This is a genomic window from Pseudomonas sp. FW305-7, from assembly GCF_058786735.1.
This window is the reverse complement of the sequence record NZ_JBYSZA010000002.1, coordinates 278,118-296,899: the sequence shown is the minus strand read 5'-3', so window position 1 is coordinate 296,899 and position 18,782 is coordinate 278,118. Positions and strand designations below refer to the sequence as shown.

19 protein-coding genes are annotated in these 18,782 nt (G+C 58.9%); 7 read left to right on the top strand and 12 right to left on the bottom strand.

The window, feature by feature from the left end; translation table 11 throughout:
* Positions 1 to 64: 64 nt before the first annotated feature.
* The 6 genes from exbB (at position 65) to AC3WMT_RS04380 (ending at position 6,975) form a co-directional block, all read left to right on the top strand.
* Positions 65 to 1,024 (top strand): tonB-system energizer ExbB, encoded by a 960-nt coding sequence (exbB, locus tag AC3WMT_RS04405; RefSeq protein ID WP_103302605.1) that lies wholly within the window; start codon positions 65 to 67, stop codon positions 1,022 to 1,024.
* 6 nt (positions 1,025 to 1,030) lie between these two features.
* Positions 1,031 to 1,459: a TonB system transport protein ExbD gene (exbD, locus tag AC3WMT_RS04400; protein ID WP_103302606.1), complete on the top strand. Its 429-nt coding sequence runs from the start codon at positions 1,031 to 1,033 to the stop codon at positions 1,457 to 1,459.
* Positions 1,456 to 2,202 (top strand): TonB family protein, encoded by a 747-nt coding sequence (locus tag AC3WMT_RS04395; RefSeq protein WP_103302607.1) that lies wholly within the window; start codon positions 1,456 to 1,458, stop codon positions 2,200 to 2,202. Before exbD ends, AC3WMT_RS04395 begins: the two co-directional genes overlap by 4 nt.
* A gap of 278 nt (positions 2,203 to 2,480) precedes the next feature.
* Positions 2,481 to 3,410 carry a hydrogen peroxide-inducible genes activator gene (locus AC3WMT_RS04390; RefSeq protein WP_103302608.1) on the top strand — a complete coding sequence of 310 codons (930 nt, stop codon included), beginning with the start codon at positions 2,481 to 2,483 and terminating at the stop codon, positions 3,408 to 3,410.
* 9 nt (positions 3,411 to 3,419) lie between these two features.
* The gene (gene recG / locus AC3WMT_RS04385) at positions 3,420 to 5,495 is read left to right on the top strand and encodes an ATP-dependent DNA helicase RecG (RefSeq protein WP_103302609.1); all 2,076 of its coding nucleotides are present in this window, start codon (positions 3,420 to 3,422) and stop codon (positions 5,493 to 5,495) included.
* Positions 5,496 to 5,574: 79 nt separating this feature from the next.
* Positions 5,575 to 6,975 carry an aminoacyl-tRNA deacylase and HDOD domain-containing protein gene (locus tag AC3WMT_RS04380; protein WP_103302610.1) on the top strand — a complete coding sequence of 467 codons (1,401 nt, stop codon included), beginning with the start codon at positions 5,575 to 5,577 and terminating at the stop codon, positions 6,973 to 6,975.
* Positions 6,976 to 7,039: 64 nt separating this feature from the next.
* Here AC3WMT_RS04380 and AC3WMT_RS04375 read toward each other — a convergent pair whose 3' ends face one another.
* Positions 7,040 to 8,401, bottom strand: a complete 1,362-nt coding sequence (locus AC3WMT_RS04375; RefSeq protein WP_103302611.1) for an NHL repeat-containing protein — start codon at positions 8,399 to 8,401, stop codon at positions 7,040 to 7,042.
* A gap of 174 nt (positions 8,402 to 8,575) precedes the next feature.
* Positions 8,576 to 8,959, bottom strand: coding sequence for an SCP2 sterol-binding domain-containing protein (locus AC3WMT_RS04370; RefSeq protein WP_103302612.1), 384 nt, complete (start codon positions 8,957 to 8,959; stop codon positions 8,576 to 8,578).
* 232 nt (positions 8,960 to 9,191) lie between these two features.
* Between AC3WMT_RS04370 and AC3WMT_RS04365 the strand changes: the two genes are divergently transcribed.
* Positions 9,192 to 9,809: a hypothetical protein gene (locus AC3WMT_RS04365; RefSeq protein ID WP_103302613.1), complete on the top strand. Its 618-nt coding sequence runs from the start codon at positions 9,192 to 9,194 to the stop codon at positions 9,807 to 9,809.
* A 226-nt stretch (positions 9,810 to 10,035) separates the two neighbouring features.
* Here AC3WMT_RS04365 and AC3WMT_RS04360 read toward each other — a convergent pair whose 3' ends face one another.
* The 10 genes from AC3WMT_RS04360 to AC3WMT_RS04315 all read right to left on the bottom strand — a co-directional run bounded on the left by AC3WMT_RS04360 (position 10,036) and on the right by AC3WMT_RS04315 (position 18,778).
* A complete protein-coding gene (locus AC3WMT_RS04360; RefSeq protein ID WP_177431361.1) occupies positions 10,036 to 10,197 on the bottom strand; it encodes a hypothetical protein in 162 nt (53 codons plus the stop codon).
* Between the two features lie 156 nt (positions 10,198 to 10,353).
* A complete protein-coding gene (locus tag AC3WMT_RS04355) occupies positions 10,354 to 11,373 on the bottom strand; it encodes a hypothetical protein (protein WP_256583462.1) in 1,020 nt (339 codons plus the stop codon).
* 159 nt (positions 11,374 to 11,532) lie between these two features.
* Positions 11,533 to 12,537, bottom strand: coding sequence for a hypothetical protein (locus tag AC3WMT_RS04350; RefSeq protein ID WP_256583463.1), 1,005 nt, complete (start codon positions 12,535 to 12,537; stop codon positions 11,533 to 11,535).
* Positions 12,534 to 13,295, bottom strand: a complete 762-nt coding sequence (locus tag AC3WMT_RS04345) for a lysozyme inhibitor LprI family protein (protein ID WP_256583464.1) — start codon at positions 13,293 to 13,295, stop codon at positions 12,534 to 12,536. The genes AC3WMT_RS04350 and AC3WMT_RS04345 overlap by 4 nt, the downstream gene beginning before the upstream one ends.
* Positions 13,292 to 14,137 carry a tetratricopeptide repeat protein gene (locus tag AC3WMT_RS04340; RefSeq protein ID WP_103302616.1) on the bottom strand — a complete coding sequence of 282 codons (846 nt, stop codon included), beginning with the start codon at positions 14,135 to 14,137 and terminating at the stop codon, positions 13,292 to 13,294. Before AC3WMT_RS04340 ends, AC3WMT_RS04345 begins: the two co-directional genes overlap by 4 nt.
* Entirely contained in the window at positions 14,124 to 14,672 is a 549-nt protein-coding gene (locus AC3WMT_RS04335; protein ID WP_103302617.1) for a hypothetical protein, read from the bottom strand. The genes AC3WMT_RS04340 and AC3WMT_RS04335 overlap by 14 nt, the downstream gene beginning before the upstream one ends.
* 19 nt (positions 14,673 to 14,691) lie before the next feature.
* Positions 14,692 to 15,063, bottom strand: coding sequence for a hypothetical protein (locus AC3WMT_RS04330; protein ID WP_103302618.1), 372 nt, complete (start codon positions 15,061 to 15,063; stop codon positions 14,692 to 14,694).
* Positions 15,064 to 15,073: 10 nt separating this feature from the next.
* The gene (locus AC3WMT_RS04325; RefSeq protein WP_103302953.1) at positions 15,074 to 15,523 is read right to left on the bottom strand and encodes a hypothetical protein; all 450 of its coding nucleotides are present in this window, start codon (positions 15,521 to 15,523) and stop codon (positions 15,074 to 15,076) included.
* Between the two features lie 88 nt (positions 15,524 to 15,611).
* Positions 15,612 to 16,289 carry a hypothetical protein gene (locus AC3WMT_RS04320; RefSeq protein WP_256583465.1) on the bottom strand — a complete coding sequence of 226 codons (678 nt, stop codon included), beginning with the start codon at positions 16,287 to 16,289 and terminating at the stop codon, positions 15,612 to 15,614.
* Between the two features lie 38 nt (positions 16,290 to 16,327).
* The gene (locus tag AC3WMT_RS04315) at positions 16,328 to 18,778 is read right to left on the bottom strand and encodes an alpha/beta fold hydrolase (protein WP_103302620.1); all 2,451 of its coding nucleotides are present in this window, start codon (positions 18,776 to 18,778) and stop codon (positions 16,328 to 16,330) included.
* Between the last annotated feature and the right edge of the window lie 4 nt (positions 18,779 to 18,782).

Below are 18,782 nucleotides of genomic sequence, written 5' to 3'. Positions count from 1 at the left end.
TTTGTTCTCGGCCTTACGAGGCCTGGAAGAGCATCAACGTTTTTCTATCTCAGGTCCGGCCAGCATGACACGCAATCAAATTCCCGCTTCGCCAACCAATCGACCTCGCGCCTGGAGCGCAATGGCGGCTTTGCTGCTCAGCCTGATGCTGGCACCAACCGCTGCTTTCGCCGACGCCCAGGCACCAGCCGCCCCGGTCGCGACCGAACAGCATGCACCTGCTACTGACGCGCCAGCCGCTGCTCCTGCCGCCACCGATCCGGTGCAAGCAGTAGACGCTGCCGACGTTCCTGAAGTGCTCGAAGCCGACAACACGCTGGGCATGGCCCACGACCTGTCGCCATGGGGCATGTACCAGAACGCCGACATCATCGTGAAAATCGTGATGATCGGTCTGGCCATCGCGTCGATCATCACCTGGACCATCTGGATCGCCAAAGGCTTCGAGCTGATGGGCGCCAAGCGTCGTCTGCGTAGTGAAATCGCCGCTCTGAAGAAAGCCACCACCCTTAAGGAAGCCAGCGCCACGGCGGGCAAGGAGGGCACCCTCGCCAACCTGCTGGTGCACGACGCGCTCGAAGAAATGCGCCTGTCGGTCAACAGCCGCGAGAAAGAAGGCATCAAGGAACGCGTCAGCTTCCGTCTTGAGCGTCTGGTTGCAGCCTGCGGTCGCAACATGAGCAGCGGCACTGGCGTTCTCGCCACCATCGGTTCCACCGCACCGTTCGTGGGTCTGTTCGGTACCGTGTGGGGCATCATGAACTCCTTCATCGGCATCGCCAAAACCCAGACCACCAACCTTGCTGTCGTAGCGCCCGGTATCGCTGAAGCGCTGTTGGCCACTGCATTGGGTCTGGTTGCGGCCATTCCTGCGGTGGTGATCTACAACGTCTTCGCCCGCTCCATCGCCGGTTACAAGGCGCAGGTGTCCGATGCCTCGGCAGAAGTTCTGCTGCTGGTCAGCCGCGACCTCGACCACCAGCCTGAGCGCAGCTCGCAGCCGCACATGGTCAAAGTGGGGTAATCGGCCATGGGCCTGCATTTGAAAGAAGGCGCAGACGACGATCTGGCCGAGAACCACGAAATCAACGTCACGCCGTTCATCGACGTGATGCTGGTGTTGTTGATCATCTTCATGGTGGCCGCTCCATTGGCCACCGTCGATATCAAAGTCGACCTGCCTGCCTCGACCGCCAAACCGGCGCCGCGGCCAGAGAAACCGGTATTCCTCAGCGTCAAGGCTGACCAGCGCCTGTTCCTCGGTGAAGACGAAGTGAAGCCCGAAACACTGGGCGCCACCCTCGACGCCCGCACCAAAGGCAAGAAAGACACGACGATCTTCTTCCAGGCCGACAAAGGCGTGGATTACGGCGATCTGATGAGCGTGATGGATAACCTGCGCTCCGCCGGTTACCTGAAGGTTGGTCTGGTCGGACTCGAGAGCGCGGTCAAGAAATGATCACGACGCGCCATAAGCTGACGCGTTACAGCGGTAGCCTGGCCGTGGTGCTGGGCGTTCATGCGCTGGCCATCGCGCTGGCGCTGAACTGGACCGCCCGCCCGCCCATCGAATTGCCGCCGCAGGCAATGATGGTCGAGCTGGCCCCGATTCCGGCCCCGCCACCGCCTGCACCGCCGAAAGTCGTCACACCGCCGCAGCCACCGGCTCCGGTCGAAGAGTTGCCGATCCCGAAACTGGCCGAAGCGCCAAAAGCCGAAATCGCGGTGCAGAAGCCTAAACCGAAGCCAAAGCCTAAACCGCCGAAGCCGGTCGAGAAGAAGCTGCCCGATCCGCCGAAGGAAAAACCTTCCGAGGAAAAACCGGCCGACACGCAACCGACTCAGGCACCGACGGAGAAATCCGCCCAGCCTGCGCCAGGCCCGTCGCCTGCACAAATGGCCGCCAAGGCCAGTTGGCAAGGCACCCTGCTCGCGCATCTGGCCAAGTACAAAAAGTACCCGGCCAGCGCTCAGGCACGGGGCAAGGAAGGCTTGAACCGTCTGCGTTTTGTGGTCGATGCCGAAGGTAATGTGTTGTCGTTCGAACTGGTGGGCCGCTCCGGCAACGCCGATCTGGACCGGGCCACCCTGGAAATGATCCGCCGCGCACAACCGCTGCCCAAGCCACCGGCCGACATGCTGAACAATGGCTCGATCGAAATTGTTGCGCCGTTTGTTTATTCCCTCGAACGCCGCCGCTAAGCAACACTGCAATACCTGTGGGAGCTGGCTTGCCAGCGATAGCGGTGGATCAGTTGATAAATCCTTGGCTGACACACTGCAATCGCTGGCAAGCCAGCTCCCACTGGACTCTCTGCAAACCCAGAGAACCAAGTCAAAAAGGCACCGAAAGGTGCCTTTTGCATATCTAACAACGGCAAACACACATTGCCCGGTGTCGCACGCCTCCCTCAGTCTGATAACGTGCGTCTATCGATTGCAGCCGGTATGCTTGGCCCGCATCTTCATGGACGCTTGCTATGACTCTCACAGAATTGCGCTACATCGTTACCCTCGCCCAAGAGCAGCACTTCGGTCACGCGGCCGAGAAGTGCCACGTCAGTCAGCCGACCCTCTCCGTGGGCGTGAAAAAGCTTGAAGACGAACTCGGTGTGCTGATTTTCGAGCGCAGCAAAAGCGCCGTGCGCCTGACCCCGGTCGGCGAAGGCATTGTTGCCCAGGCGCAGAAAGTGCTGGAGCAGGCCCAAGGCATCCGCGAACTGGCCCAGGCCGGCAAGAACCAGTTGACCGCCCCGCTGAAAGTCGGCGCCATCTACACCGTCGGCCCATACCTGTTCCCGCACCTGATTCCGCAACTGCACCGGGTCGCCCCGCAGATGCCGTTGTACATCGAAGAAAACTTCACCCACGTGCTGCGCGACAAACTGCGCAACGGCGAGCTCGACGCGATCATCATCGCGCTGCCGTTCAACGAAGCCGACGTGCTGACCCTGCCGCTCTACGACGAACCGTTCTACGTCCTGATGCCGGCCCAGCACCCGTGGACGCAAAAAGAAACCATCGACGCCGGCCTGCTCAACGACAAGAGCCTGCTGCTGCTCGGCGAAGGCCACTGCTTCCGCGATCAAGTGCTGGAAGCCTGCCCGACCCTGACCAAGGGCAACGACGGCGCCAAGCACACCACGGTCGAATCCAGCTCGCTGGAAACCATTCGGCACATGGTCGCCTCCGGTCTGGGCATCTCGATCCTGCCGTTGTCGGCAGTGGACAGCCATCACTACGCCCCGGGCGTGATCGAAGTGCGGCCGCTGTCGCCGCCGGTGCCGTTCCGCACCGTGGCCATCGCCTGGCGCGCGAGCTTCCCGCGGCCGAAAGCCATCGAGATCCTCGCCGATTCCGTTCGCCTGTGCTCGGTGGCCAAGCCAGCGGCACCGGTTACGGCCGGTTAAGCCAGCGTCATGACTGAGTTGTCGCAAGTGTCGGTGACGGCACTCAAGGGTGTCGGCGAAGCCATGGCCGAGAAATTGGCCAAGGTCGGCCTGGAGAATCTCCAGGACGTGCTGTTCCACCTGCCGCTGCGTTATCAGGATCGCACCCGCGTGGTGCCGATCGGCGCATTGCGGCCAGGGCAGGACGCCGTGGTCGAAGGCACTGTCAGTGGTGCCGATGTTGTCATGGGCCGCCGCCGCAGCCTCGTCGTGCGTTTGCAGGATGGCACCGGCGGCCTCAGCCTGCGCTTCTACCACTTCAGCAACGCGCAAAAAGAAGGCCTCAAGCGCGGCACGCGGATTCGCTGCTACGGCGAAGCCCGTCCCGGTGCGTCAGGACTGGAAATCTACCACCCGGAATATCGCGCCATCACTGGCGACGAACCGCCGCCGGTGGATGAAACCCTGACCCCGGTTTACCCGCTCACCGAAGGCCTGACCCAGGCGCGTCTGCGCCAGCTGTGCATGCAGACCCTGACGATGCTCAAGCCTGCCACCCTGCCCGACTGGCTGCCGACCGAGCTTGCCCGCGACTATCAACTGGCGCCGCTGGCCGATGCGATCCGCTACCTGCACAACCCGCCCGCCGATGCCGATGTCGACGAACTCGCCCTCGGTCATCACTGGGCGCAACATCGCCTCGCCTTCGAAGAGCTGCTGACGCATCAACTGTCGCAGCAGCGCCTGCGCGAGAGCATGCGTTCACTGCGCGCGCCGGCGATGCCGAAAGCCACAAAACTGCCGCCGAAATATCTGGCCAACCTCGGCTTCAACCCGACCGGCGCCCAGCAACGCGTCGGCAACGAAATCGCCTACGACCTCAGTCAGCACGAACCAATGCTGCGCCTGATTCAGGGCGACGTTGGCGCGGGTAAAACCGTGGTCGCCGCCCTCGCCGCGCTGCAAGCGCTGGAGGCGGGTTACCAAGTTGCGCTGATGGCGCCGACCGAGATTCTCGCCGAACAACACTTCATCACCTTCAAACGCTGGCTCGAACCGCTGGGCATAGATGTCGCGTGGCTGGCCGGCAAGCTCAAGGGCAAGAACCGCGTCGCCGCGCTGGAGCAGATCGCCAGCGGCACGCCGATGGTGGTCGGCACTCACGCGCTGTTCCAGAACGAAGTACAGTTCAAAAATCTCGCACTGGTGATCATCGACGAACAACACCGCTTCGGCGTCCAGCAGCGCCTGGCGCTGCGGCAGAAAGGTGTCGGCGGGCGCATGTGTCCGCATCAACTGATCATGACCGCCACACCGATTCCACGGACCTTGGCGATGAGCGCCTACGCCGACCTCGACACCTCGATCCTCGACGAACTGCCGCCCGGTCGAACCCCGGTCAACACTGTGCTGGTCACCGACACCCGCCGCGTCGAAGTCATCGAACGCGTGCGCAGTGCCTGCGCCGAGGGCCGTCAGGCCTATTGGGTGTGCACGCTGATCGAAGAGTCGGAAGAGCTGACCTGTCAGGCTGCCGAAACCACGTTTGAAGACCTCACCCTCGCCCTCGGCGAGTTGAAAGTCGGGTTGATTCACGGGCGCATGAAGCCCGCCGAGAAAGCTGCGGTGATGGCCGAATTCAAGGCCGGCAACCTGCAACTGCTGGTCGCCACCACGGTGATCGAAGTCGGCGTCGATGTGCCCAACGCCAGCCTGATGATCATCGAAAACCCTGAACGCCTTGGCCTCGCGCAGCTGCACCAATTGCGCGGCCGCGTTGGCCGGGGCAGTGCGGTCAGCCATTGCGTGCTGCTCTATCATCCGCCGCTGTCGCAGATCGGTCGTCAGCGTCTGGGCATCATGCGCGAGACCAACGACGGTTTCGTCATCGCCGAAAAAGACCTCGAACTGCGCGGCCCCGGCGAAATGCTCGGCACCCGCCAGACCGGCCTGCTGCAATTCAAGGTCGCCGACCTGATGCGCGACGCCGACCTGCTGCCCGCCGTGCGCGATGCTGCGCAGGCTTTGCTGGAGCGCTGGCCGACCCACGTCAGCCCATTGCTTGATCGCTGGCTGCGCCACGGGCAGCAATACGGCCAAGTGTGAGCACCGTCGCAGTTTCTGAAAGATCCTTCCGACAGAGCTGGTTATACTCCTGCCATTGTTTCAAAAACGGATACAGACCATGACCGAAGCTGCTCTCGCCCCCGAATCTCCGCACGCTCCGTCTGTCATTCGGCTGCTGCTCAACAAGCTGGGCGTCGCCTACGAAGAAGTGCTCGAGCACCACGGCCTCAATGCCTCGCGCAAAGTGCAAGCCGTGTTGCTGGACGACGCCGTTGGCGCCCTGATGGTGCTGTTTCCACAGAGCCAGTTGCTGGATCTCAATCGCCTCGCTGAGCTGACGGGCCGTCGCCTGACCGCCGTCTCGACCGAGCGCCTGGAAAAGATGCTCGGCAAACACAGCCTGAGCCTGCTGCCAGGCCTGCCGGCGCTGACCAGTTCGCCGTGCCTCTATGAAGAAAGCCTGCTGCGCGAACCGAAGTTGCTGATCAACTCCGGCGAGCCGGGCCTGCTGCTGGAAATCGCCAGCGAAGACTTCAAGACCATGCTGACCAAGGCCAGCGCCGCCAACTTCGGCGAAGCCCTGAGCAGCATCCGCCCCAACCTCGACCGCCCGGACGATGACCGCGAGGAAATCACCCAGGCCGTGCAGGCATTCACCGCGCGGCGTATCCAGCAGCGTCTGGAAGCGACCATCGAGATTCCGCCACTGGCCGAAACCGCGCAGAAAATCATCAAGTTGCGCGTCGACCCCAACGCCACCATCGACGACATCACCGGCGTGGTCGAAACCGACCCAGCGCTGGCCGCGCAAGTGGTGAGCTGGGCGGCGTCGCCGTACTACGCCTCGCCGGGCAAGATTCGTTCGGTGGAAGACGCGATCGTTCGCGTACTCGGCTTCGATCTGGTGATCAACCTGGCGCTGGGCCTGGCCCTCGGCAAGACCCTGAGCCTGCCCAAAGACCACCCGCAACACACCACGCCGTACTGGCAGCAGTCGATCTACACCGCCGCCGTCATCGAAGGCCTGACCCGCGCCATGCCACGCGCCCAGCGTCCGGAGGCCGGCCTGACCTACCTCGCCGGCCTGCTGCACAACTTCGGTTACCTGCTGCTGGCCCACGTCTTTCCGCCACACTTCTCGCTGATCTGCCGCCACCTGGAGGTCAACCCGCACCTGTGCCACAGCTACATCGAGCAACACCTGCTCGGTATCAGCCGTGAACAGATCGGCTCGTGGCTGATGCGCTACTGGGACATGCCCGACGAACTGGCCACCGCCCTGCGCTTCCAGCACGACCCAAGCTACGACGGCGCCTACGCTGAATATCCGAATCTCGTCTGCCTGGCCGTACGCCTGCTGCGCAGCCGTGGCATCGGCTCCGGCCCGGATGAAGACATCCCCGACGCCCTGCTGGAGCGTGTGGGTCTGACCCGCGACAAAGCCAACGACGTCGTCAGCAAAGTCCTCGAAGCCGAAGTCCTGCTGCGCGAACTGGCTTCGCAGTTCAGCCAGGCATAAAAAACCCGCTCTCACGAGATCATTTTTATTCGTGAGAGCGGGCCATCAGAGCGTTGTTTATTGATCAGGCAATGAAGCGTGCTATCCATCCGCCTGTAGCAAAACTCAACCGGTCTTTCCAATACTCACCGCAGATGACGATTTTATTTTGCGCGGTGACGTGCAGATCTAAACTAATTTCCAGTTTCTCCTCCTGATCAAAAGATACCCACCCACTGCCGTTGAACGTCGAATCGAGCTCGCCGGTAAGGCGATAACGTGCACAGACGGCGTGCGTCTCATCAGTAGCAAACACATCACCACTGGTGCCGGCGACAATCAACTTGCTTTCATCCACCTCGCCAAACGCGCAGCTCGACCAATTTTGGCCAACCTCAGGCACGACTTTGGTACATAACGGTTGGCCATTGTTGAACATAGGGTGAGGTGAGCCATCCGCACTGAGTACGACAATCACCCCTTCACCACCAATGAAGCCGTCATCGTGCTGGCCTCCTATCAAAGCAATGATTCCGTCCTTTTTCCTCACGGCAATATCGTTGAAAATCGGCAGCCGATCAGAGGACATAATGGTTGTCCTGAACTTATCGTCCCGCATTCCATCCTTTGTGAAGCGCACGGCATACGTACCGAAGGTGCCTTCATCATGAAAGTCGCCATACACCACCAAGCCACCGTCTGCTTGAACAGCCACTCCACGGGCGGCGTTATCTCCTCCCGGACCCAACTCGGCCAATTCAACAGTGGCCGAACCGATTTTGTTGAAGGTGTCATCAAAAGTACCATCAGGATTGAGTCGCATGACCAAGCCTTTGGTTTGCTGCGCAGCAGGATCAAAGCCAAATGACACCAGCGCTATTTTGCCGCCTGACAACTCGATACCAGACGCTCCGGAATTGGCGGTGCTCTGAACAGCAGGCTTAATATTTCGAGATAAATTTTGGCGTGCTCGTGCAGCCGTGGCCGCTCGACTTAGTGTTACGGGTATTGAACCGTACGGGAACGTAACCACACCGCCTTCACCAAACTCATCGTTGAGTCGACCTTCCGGTAGCAACTGGATGGCAACGAAACCACTTTCATAACTCGGCTGCCGCGACGTGTAATGGACCGTTATCAGCATCCCACCATTTCTCAACAAGCTTGCGCCAAATCTCCCTGATAACATTTTTTCCCCTGTCGAAATCCGCGCAAAACCTTGCTGGTTTTCGCCAAACCCGGTGCCAACATCAAGCTGCCCCTTCTCAGTAAGCCTTGCGACTACGAAGCCAGGGGACCTACCTGACTCATTTGCCACGACGAGCAGCCGACCGTCAGGCAAAGGAAGAACAACTTGCGGAGTAATGCTGACAAACTCAGGAAACTCCCAATTGAGTTTGCCGTCATTGGCGAATGTTGTATCAAACTCGCCTGCTTGTACGGTCATGTTGATAACTCTCCAATCCGGATAAGTCCCTTTACTGCTGGACGCCCCTATGAAGCCTCATCATTCAAACAAAAACACCTGTCACTTCTGACAGGTGCTCGTGGTATTGCGCGCCAATTGACTGACTTATCGAGCCGAATCAATTACTCACTGCTTTTTAAAAAAAATGGCGCTTCAAGCCTTAGGCTTGGCCTTCCTCGGCACCAAATATTTCATCAACCCCTGAAACCACATCACCAGCGCCGGATTGCCCTTGAGCTGGATCGACTTGTCCTGAATCCCCTGCATAAACGCCAACTGCTTGTTCTTTGCCTGCATCGTGGCAAAGCCATAAGCGGCATCTTTAAAGGCAATCGCAAACGCCGGCTCCGCCACCACGCCAGACTTGCTGGTGATGCGCTGATTCTTCACCAGGAAATGCCGCGCCACTTTCCCATCCAGTGTCTGTAGCTGGAACACCAGTTCCTTGTCACCCAACTGCTGCTGGAACGCAGGATTTGTCCGGCTGGCCTTACCCATCAACAGACCCAGCATCCACAGAAGAAAACGAAATTTCATGCGCACAGCCTCAAAAGGAAAATGAACGGCCGGGGCAGTGTAAGGGATTCGGAAAGATTCGCCACTATCGCTGATGGTTAGAAGACGATGTCGCGCTTTTCTCGCATGATGACTGCCAAGTCACGCCATCTCGCCTGGCAACTACATACGCTGGCTTTGTGTGCTATACCCACAATCGTGCCGTTTGGGTCATCCCCCCCAGTTTTCCAACCAATCGAAAAAGGAAGATTCGATGAACTTGGACATTCCGCTTGATCAAGGAACGTGGCTCGACACCAATGTCATAGATCTTCAAAGCCTGGGTGGCGTCTGTCATGCCATGTCGACTGAGTGGGTTCTTTCCACACTGCAAAATCAACCTTGGGATATCGAGACTGCGTATTTTCGTGGAGTGTCTCACCAAAGGGCCTATGCCCTCAGATGGGAATATGCACTCAGAGGCAATTGGGGTGGTGCCCAATATGCCCAGTATCTGCAGATTGCCGAATCCCCCACCCAAAGATTTATCGAAGACCCGGCGCGACGCCAAGGACGGCCGTTTCAAGCCCATCACGTTCATAGCCTCATTCAAATGGCCCCTCACCTTGCATTAGCTGCAGGCACCGGCGCGGTCATCGTTATGTTTGGCTCCGATGCCAACCAACCCGCCGCCGCACAGAACTGGGGGCACACTGTCGCCATGGTGCGTACTGGAGCTGGGATCTATCAATTTCTTGATGTTAACGAGGGTCGGTATAGCTGGCAGGCTGGTGCCACCAACGCCGTGGTCGCACAAGAAGTAAGGCAGAAGCTACGCGATTGCTACTGGGGTTGGGGCATCCGGGATATCTATATATTTAAGGTCGGCTAATAACCTCGGTCCTACACCTGAAGAAACACATCCCTGGCGGATGGGGTGCGATTGATCGTCGAAGGGATGCTTGATCACATTGAAGTGCGGAGTGTGAAGGCCAAGCAGTAACGGGATTTGCGGATGAAAAAAGGGGACGTCAGGTCCCCTTTCTGCAACTGTCTGCAAAAAATCCATATACAAAAAAGCTGCCAATCAGGGCAGCTTTTTTGAGAATCCGAAACCTTCAACCGGCCAGTCGACCGACAGGCTCGAAATCACTGCCGTTGGACAGAGCAACATCCAGAAAGCCGCTGCGCTTACCAGAGCGCTTGGCCAAAACTTCACGAGCTTCAGCCTGGAACCGGGCAGCCATCATAGGCTTTGGTTCATGTTTGGACTTTTTCATGGAAACCTCTCGGACTCTTGGACGACCACTGCCAATTTTCAAGGTCGAGAGAGTAGCGGCGTTTGAAAGCTTTTGAACATCAACAGAAATACGCTGACACTCATTATCGGACCGGATCAAACTTGACGTTAACTCCTCTTTCCTCCTCAACAACGACTAGCGAAAGTCCTCTGCACTTTTTGGACGTGCCTCCAACCCGAAAATCGCTGCGCGGTGGATGTACGCATCACCACCAGCATTACAAGACTGTCGGAACACAACCTTGTCGTCCTTGAGCACTGAGAGATAACTCACAAACGCCTGGTTAACGAGGTAGGTATAAGCACCGCTTTTGAACTTGATGATGTTCAGGTTCACGCTGCCTTCCGACGCATCCACGACGAAGAACTTGCCCTTGGGCGGCGAGGCAGTCTTCGGATAGACCATTTCTATTTTTCCCGGCACGCCAAAACGGTACTGAACAGAACCGGCCGTGGGCTTGCTGTTTCCTTGCGCACAAATGGAAACCGTCTTGCCGCCCTGCAACGGGCAACTGAAGTAAATGTCTTCGTCGTCCGAACACAACGTACCCTCCTGCTCACCCTTCAATGGCGCTGTCTCTTGCGAAACGCGTTCTGGTGTTTGAGCGACATCGGCACAATTGGACAAACACACCAACTTGGAAAGATCCGGAACATCGCTTTCAGTAAACAGGTACGTCGCTGAACCGTCACGGTTGCGGGCGTGATAAACGGGAACACTGACGACCAGTCCCTTGGCAGACACCGGCACTTCTGCATCCCGGCCCGAGACGACCCAGCCTTCGGCCTCCCCACACAACTCCTCCAAAGCGACTTCATTGAACGAATCTTTCGTTGGCACGGTGAACGGCTTGGCATCACCTCGGCAATCGTAGCCATGCCAGTAAGGCCCGGTGTTCGGGTCAATGTCTATCGAGAAGATATAGGCGCCGTCGAGCATAACTTTGCCGCTGTGGTAGGTGAACACCAGCCAGCGGCGCGACTTCGCCTGTGAGGAGTTTTCTTCCTCCAGGATGTAACGCTCGCCATCTCGATACAGCCAGAAAACACTCATCGCTCCCGCCGATACCGGCCTTTCGGAGAGACGTTGCCCAGACTTGGCGTCCACCAAGAAATCGTCTTTCAGCGCCAGCGCACAGTCGCTGTCGGCATCCATGCATGACTTGAGCGACGGAAACATCGGCCCCGCTGCCACAGAGAAAGAACACAGCAATAACGCGACCAACCCTAATCTTTTCAACTTGCCTTCCTGCTCATGATTTACGGGTCTGATCGAACAGAAGGCCTTTCGCCTTTGAACCCTGTGTCCTGCGTTTTAAAGCGAGTAATCCATCACTTCTTTCAACTGCCAACACTGCCCACGCTCAAACCGATACTCGAAGACATAGTCGGTATCCGGCTTCTGCAGAATCGCCGTGGCCTGGTTGTCCTGCTGCTCTTTGACGGTCAGCGTCAGCCCTTGGGCGTCGCGCTTGATGCGATCGGGCAGGATTGGGAACTTCAGCTGATCACCGCTGAGGCTGCTCTTTTGCAGCTCCGGCTCGGGATCGCCCGCTACCGTCGTGACCATCTGCAGCGGCTGCTGGACAAAGGCTTTTTGCACATCCGCGTGTTCGGAAAAAGCTGCGAGGAAGGTTGAGAAGTCCGGCGAAGGACACGCCATGGCAGTTGCGTTAGCGCTCACCGTGACCGGCTTCGGTTGAGGCTGCTCAACAGCCTGCCCATCAAGTACAGACAAGCGCTTTTTCACACTTGCCGCGTCTTTGTAAGCGCACACCACTTCCTGACTTTCCTCCAGATCCAGCCCGTCGCGACAGTTCTGAAACTCAGGTTCCGGTAGATCCCCACGGAAATAATTCAAAGACAACTGATTGCCGTCCTTGATGAGTGGCAGTTCCAGAACCGAGTAGGACGCGCCCTCGAAACTTCGATTCGACACCTGCGTTTCCGTCAGCACGTACATGGACTTCCCTGCCCGCCCCGGGGATTTGCGCTCATGAAAAAACACCGACGCAATCTGATCGCCCTCCACCTTCCACACATAATTCAGCGTCGGTTTGGTCGCGTTCATAGCTGAGTAGAAGATTTCGGCGGCAGGAACATGAACCTCCGTCGCCTGCTGCTTCAGGTTGTTCTTCAGAAAGAACACCGTGATCTTTTGATCGCCCCACGACGCCACCACCGGCGGATGTAACTCACCGATGGTCTGCGGATCGCTCGCCAGTGCCAGTTGAGTCGACACACCAGCCGTAAGCCCAAGTGCACAAACAAAACCTGGAAGCCTGCCCAATTTTGTTTTCCTTCCGTGGTTAATCTTCATGTCGACTCAGGTGCGCCACATTTCAGCTCTTTGATTTGCGCGTTCTTGATCGGAATCACACAGGCACGACGCTTCTCTCCGGGTGCGCGAAGCTCCGTAGTGCTTAACGTCAGGTGCAGACCGTCATCTGCAAATACAGGCTTCTCAAATCCAGCATCGGCGTAACCGGACTGGAATGACTTGCCGTCAAAACTGCAGAACTGCGCAGATGACAATACTCGCCAACCACCGTCAGGCGCGAGAATCTGTACCGTCAGGCATGGGTTGTCGAACGAATAGAGATAGCGTGCCACTACGTCTTGGTAACGCTTCGCGCCGGATCTCGATACCTTGTTCATATCAACTACATCACCCGAGCCATCTGCCACGACCCCGTCCAGATATGCCGTGCGTTCCAGGCTCATTCTGGTGATGCAGCTATCAACTATTGTGGAGTGAAGCGCTGTATCAGGGTCGATATCCGTGGCTTCGAGCGGGCATGTGGTATCTCGCAACTTGATCCACGCACGCTGTGACTCCCTAGCGATGGCCATGAAAGCCTTGCCCTGTTCAGGGTCACGTCTTTGCTGACTCTCAAACCTCGCCATCAGTTTTTTGTAGCTGGCATTGAGCTTGGCGTCGGCTCGCTTGAGTTCGACCGCCACGCATTGATTAAACTCCAAGCTAGAGCTGATGACTTTGCACTCACCCTCAGCGTATGCAATCGACGCGCACAACATCCCGAGGAGTAACGCAATAAAGCGGATAATCCTGTTCAATTTTTCAATCCCTGATGTGCAGTTCGCTCAACGACGCGTTGCGGAATTTTCTGTGTCTTGCCAGCGGCTGCCATCGCTTCGCCGTACTCGCGGTAATAGCGCTGCGCTTCGTCTTTTCGATCAAGTCGCCACAGTGAATCGGCCATGTTCAGCATCAACACTGTGCGTTTGCCAACCGCCTCAACACCGCGATAAAACTTCAGCGCCAGTTCATCTTTACCGCCCTCGGCGAGGTAAAAACCCAGGTCGTTGTAGGTTTGAACGTTTTGCGCCGGGGGATGGCATGCCATGTAGGATTCGGGACTTAAAAAACTCATGCTCCACTCGAGAGATTCGGCGCGGGACTGCGCCGCCTTGATGCTCAAGGCATGTTTCAGCAATTCGTTGGGAGGCCTAGTTTCCAAGGCAGGCTTGAGCACCCCACCCTCTTCGGAAACCCACTGATTCCCCACCCATTTACCCTCACAAAACCTTTCGTAACTCTCAGCCAACACGCAACCGGTTTCCATCGAGATCACAGCGCAATGCCCCTGTGATGTCGGTATTTCTTCACCGTTCTCACCTATGACTACGCCGTACTCCACTGGGGTCGCCAGCAAGATTTTCTTGTCGGGACTAAGCCATTCGGGATAGACCTGGGTGCCAATGTCGGCATGAAATATCGGGAACGTTTTACCATTCGCGGTGAACCGTGCGGTGAAAGATTCCACCACAGGTGAAGTCCACTTTTTCGCCTGTAATGTCACTGTATGCCCATTAATACCAACTATGGGCGGATCCTCGGCAAACGCACTGGCGGTGGCCAACAGACTGCCAAGCAACACCCACTTAAGGCTGACCATATTCAATCCTTTTCACCGCCGGGCTTGGCGATTGCAGCTGACTTTTGCTAACCCCATACGCCTCAATCAGCTCCTCCCATGACCCCTTCGAGCCAAACGAGCGCTGGGTGTTATCGAAGCTGTATTGCTCCAGTCGCCCGGCTGTCGAGTAATAACCGTGCCACTCCGGACAGGCACCGCAACCGCCGTAGCCACCGATTGAAACAAGGCTGCCCTTGCTACCTGTCACGCAATCCATTGCCACCACCACGTTATTCAGCATCTTCGTCCTCGCACCGTCGGACGTACGCTGTAGAACCTTGCCGACATCACGCCGCAGCACTTTGCCTCCGATGTTGATGGTCTGGTCGGAGCAGACCGGGATGAGGTGGGTTTCTGCGTCATCCACCGTCACCGATCGGCAGGACGACACCAACACCACTTCAACCCCGCCGCACTGCATGACATCGCGCTGGGTGTAAGCATCCGCCGGCGCTGCAAACGCAGGCGCAGAGAGCAGCAACCCCAGGCTGCCCGCGAGATAAAACTGATTCATCGAGAATTCCCTGTCGCCGTTAGCCGGCCTGTTTTTCCGTCAGGCATTTTGCGTAGCCATCGGCGAACCTGGCGTCGAAGGACAACGCCACCGGTTCGTCCAGTTCCGCCGAGGTGTTGAGCAACACGCGCGTCGCCGGGGTGTATTTGACCCAGCCAATGGTCCCGGTGCCGTTGGTGTCGAAGAACAATTGGGCGCGCACCATTTCTCCGTCGTCCTCATCAATCAGCAGATTGACCTTGTCCTTGCCGACATACTGAAACGGGAAATCGCTGCTCCTGACCAGTTCAGTGAGGTAGCCGTAGCAACTGCCTTCACTGGCACTCGCCGGCAGGGCGAAAGGCAAAAGCAGTAGCGCGCTCAGCACGCTCCGAATGAAAAAACGGTTCATTCCATCATCCTTATTCAAGCGGCGGCGATTCCGCGTCGGTCATCGTCAGCAGGCGGAATTCGTTGTTCACAAATTCGTAGTAACGGTAGCGGTTAACGCTCTCCAGCGAATTGCCCTGAGCGTCTACTTCACCATCGAGGGCAACCCCGGTGATGAAGATCAAGCGGCTGTCGGGATGGTGGAGCATGGCGAACGTGCTGCCGTCGTAGGCATTCGGCAGCCCGCCGACGACTTCTCCGGTGCGCGCATCAAGCACTTCGGCGCAGATGGCACCGCCGCCACAACCAAACTGGTGCACGATGTAATGGCCGGCGAAGTTGACCTTGCCTTTCAGCGCCTGGGCGCGTGCCTGCTCCATCACCGGGCTGCTGTTTTCCTGCGGCACCAGCGCAGGGTGAGTGCCGGTGAAGACCGGGGTGACGGTGTAATCCTTGAAATCCGGGTCGGCGGCGAAGGCCATGGATGAGACCGCCAGCAGCAAGCTGCCGAGTAGAACCAGAAATCCTTTCACGCTGTAACTCCATCTGTGCGACGTATCGTCGGGATGTTCATTCGAAGGCAATGCTGCGCACCGCTGTCTTGATCTGTTCGAAGCCTGCGGCGTTAATTGACAACGGCGTGGCCGAGCCTGATTCGGCAGCGCCGATCAGCACCTGCTCACCTTGCATCAGGCAGAAGGCGATACGGCTGAATTGGGGCTGATGCGGTGGGTGGTAGCCGATGATGAACCCCGACGACTTCGCCCCCTCCAGTGACTCAAACGCATAGGTTTGCGGATCACCCGCCAGCGCTGTTGGCCGCCAGCCGTTTTCGGTCAAGGTCGCCGGGCACTTGCGGTCATTGGCCTCGCGCAGCAGTTGCAGTTCGATCGTGTCATCCGCTGGCGGCTGCGTCGTCAGGGAGGAAAAGCTGCCGAGGTTTTCACACATCATCCCGAACCATGGCTGAGTCCGATTGGCCGACGTTTCAAAATTCCATTCATAACCGCTGGATGTCGGCGCTTGCCACAAGTGCGGTGCGCTGGAGGGATCGGGCCGTTGTCGGGAGGCGATGAATATCAGATCGGGGGCGTTGAATTGCAGCCATTGGTCTTGCAAGAGCGGCATGGAAAACCGGCACGCCCCCATATCGACGCCAACGTCCGCCGGCCCCTGAGCGACCCGCGACTGGCCTGTCGTATTGCCGACCATCACGGTCTCAGCGGCATGGCCCATTTGAGCAAGCATGAACAAACACGCCAGTAATCCATGGAAATATCGAGGCTTCACTGCGCATCCTTCGCATTGATCAATTGCAGCTCACCATCCCGATACAACACCTCACAGCCCACCCACGCCGGATCAACCTGCGGCATCACCGCCGACGGCTTGCGCAATTCCCGCAACAACGTCGAACCGTGGGACAAGCGCCCGCCCATCCGAGCAATCACCGCCCGCGCCGTTTGATAATGCGCATGACGCCCCGGATCGAGGGTGTCTTCGAGCAAAATGTCCTCGCCCAGAATGCCCTGCACCTGCCCCGGATAAATCATGAACCCGGTGGCCTGCTCGGCGCCTTCACGGCCGTCCTGCCAGAAGCTGCCATCGCGCGTCCGCACGTCCGGGTGCGGCGCGAACCAGTGTTCGCGGTCGGCCAGCGGCATGGCGTGATGCAGGCGGAAGAAGATGCGCATCAGGTTGTCGCGGTACCACTCGCGCACTTGCAGGTAATAACCGCGCAGGCCCGGCAGGCCGGTGGAATGCGCGAGGCGGATCAGCCCTGACCATTGCGGAAATGGCTGGAGCGGCAGTTCGCTCGACGCCGGCCGAGGGGTGCCGGGATCGGTCTCCCAAGGCAATCGATGCGGGCTGTTTTCAAGGTTGTCGTAAGCGGTCGGCGGGCGCCCGAGCCAATCGCCGCCACTGCTGGCCAGCGCCGTGGCGATGCACAGATTGCCTTGCACGACGAACACGTAAAACCGGGTGAACCAGTCCGCCAGTTGTTGGCCGTCAGCGTTTTGGGCGACGAGTTCGGTCAGCTCTTGATCGAAGCGTTGCAAGCCGCGTTCAAGGCTCGGCAGATGCCCGCGAGCGATGCGCTGCATGCGCAGGAACAGCGGCAACGAGCGCAGTATTTTCAGCAGCTGCCACGGCAAATGCGGGGTCGCGCCGCCGACTTCGCCGGCGTAGTTGCTGGCGCTGATGCCCCAGTCGGCGAGTCGGGCGAGAAACAGATCATTGTTGATGTAGGACGCGCCGCCGAACACTGCGGTGAACGGCTCGTTGTCCTGCAACACCCGCGCATCCCAACGCGCCATGATCGCCGGGATACTCGCCGCCGCCCGGCGCTGGGCGTACTCGACAAAAACGCTCGGTTGCGGCGGCAGGATCTCGGCGATGTTGGCGGCAGTCAGGTGCCGACGCCAGCCGTAGTCGCTGATCGGCCGGTATTGCAGCAGCCACAGTTGCGCACCGTCCCAGGCCCATTCGACGTCGCCGGGCACGTAGTGAAAAACGCGCAACACGTCTTGCAGAAACTGCCAGAGCAGCGCTTCGGTCAAACCGTGGGACGTGGTGAACGTGCCGCTGCGCCAGGCATCACCGAACCGCGACAGCGTCGCCCGCTCAGGGCTGACATGACCGTCGGCCAGCGACTCCAGATGGCCTTCAACCCATTCCAGCTCCACCGACAGATGCCGCACAAACGCAATGCCGGAAACCTGCGGCGTGATGAAGCGCTGCACCACCACTTCCTCGACGCCTTCGGCGGTCAGTTCGGCGATGCGCGTCGGCACGTTGGCGCGCGGCACGCGCAGATAAGTGGTGCTCAGGCCGGCATTCGCCGAGTCGGCCTGATCTTCGCCATAACTGGAGGAGCGCACCGCCCAGGTCACGTCGGGTTGCGCGGCGAGAAACGCAGACAGACGCGGATCATCGCAATCGTTGAGGGTCAGCGCCGCCGGCACCGGTTGCCGGGCTAGTTCAGCGAGGCGCAACCGACCGCCCTTGGTGTGCGCAACAAATCCGCGCTCGCCGGACTCCAGCCACGCGGCAAATTCGGCCGGCGAATCGATCCACGGGTAATGACCCCAGCCGGGTTTGAGGCTGATGGTCAGATCGGCGCGAGCCAGAATCGCTGACCACGCCGCCGCTTGCTCGAAGCCGAGCACGTTGTCCTGATCGCCCCAAACCAGTTCGACCGGATCGGTGATCCACTCCAGCAACAGCAGCGCGGTGTCAGCGCGGACCAGGTCCCAATGCGGCACAAATGCCCGGCAACGCGCATAACCGGCGCCCATGCGCTGGTACTGCGCGGGCGTCCAGGTCTGATTGGAAAACTTGCGTGCGAACAGCGTCGGTTTGTTCGACAACAGCCAGTGAATGGTCTTGCGAATCGGCAGCGGCGACATCAGCGCCGGCAACCGCCGCTGCCACAAAAACGCCCCTACCGGCGCCAGCAAAACACTGCGCGAAAAATGCCCCGGCCGACGTTGCAGCGCATGCAGCACCAGTAACGCGTTGACCCCGACCGCCATGATCGCGCTGCCCTTTTGCGTCATCTTCAGCAAGGTCTGCGCGTAGTCCGCGAGATCCTCGCAGGGTGGCTGCGGGTTGGCACCGAAACCGGGCAATTCCAGCGGCACCACTTCGTAGCGCTGAAAGTGCGGCAGCGCGTCGTCCCACCAATCGGCGGCGCTGCCGTTGCCGGCCAGCAGGTACATCAAGGGCTTGCTCATGGAC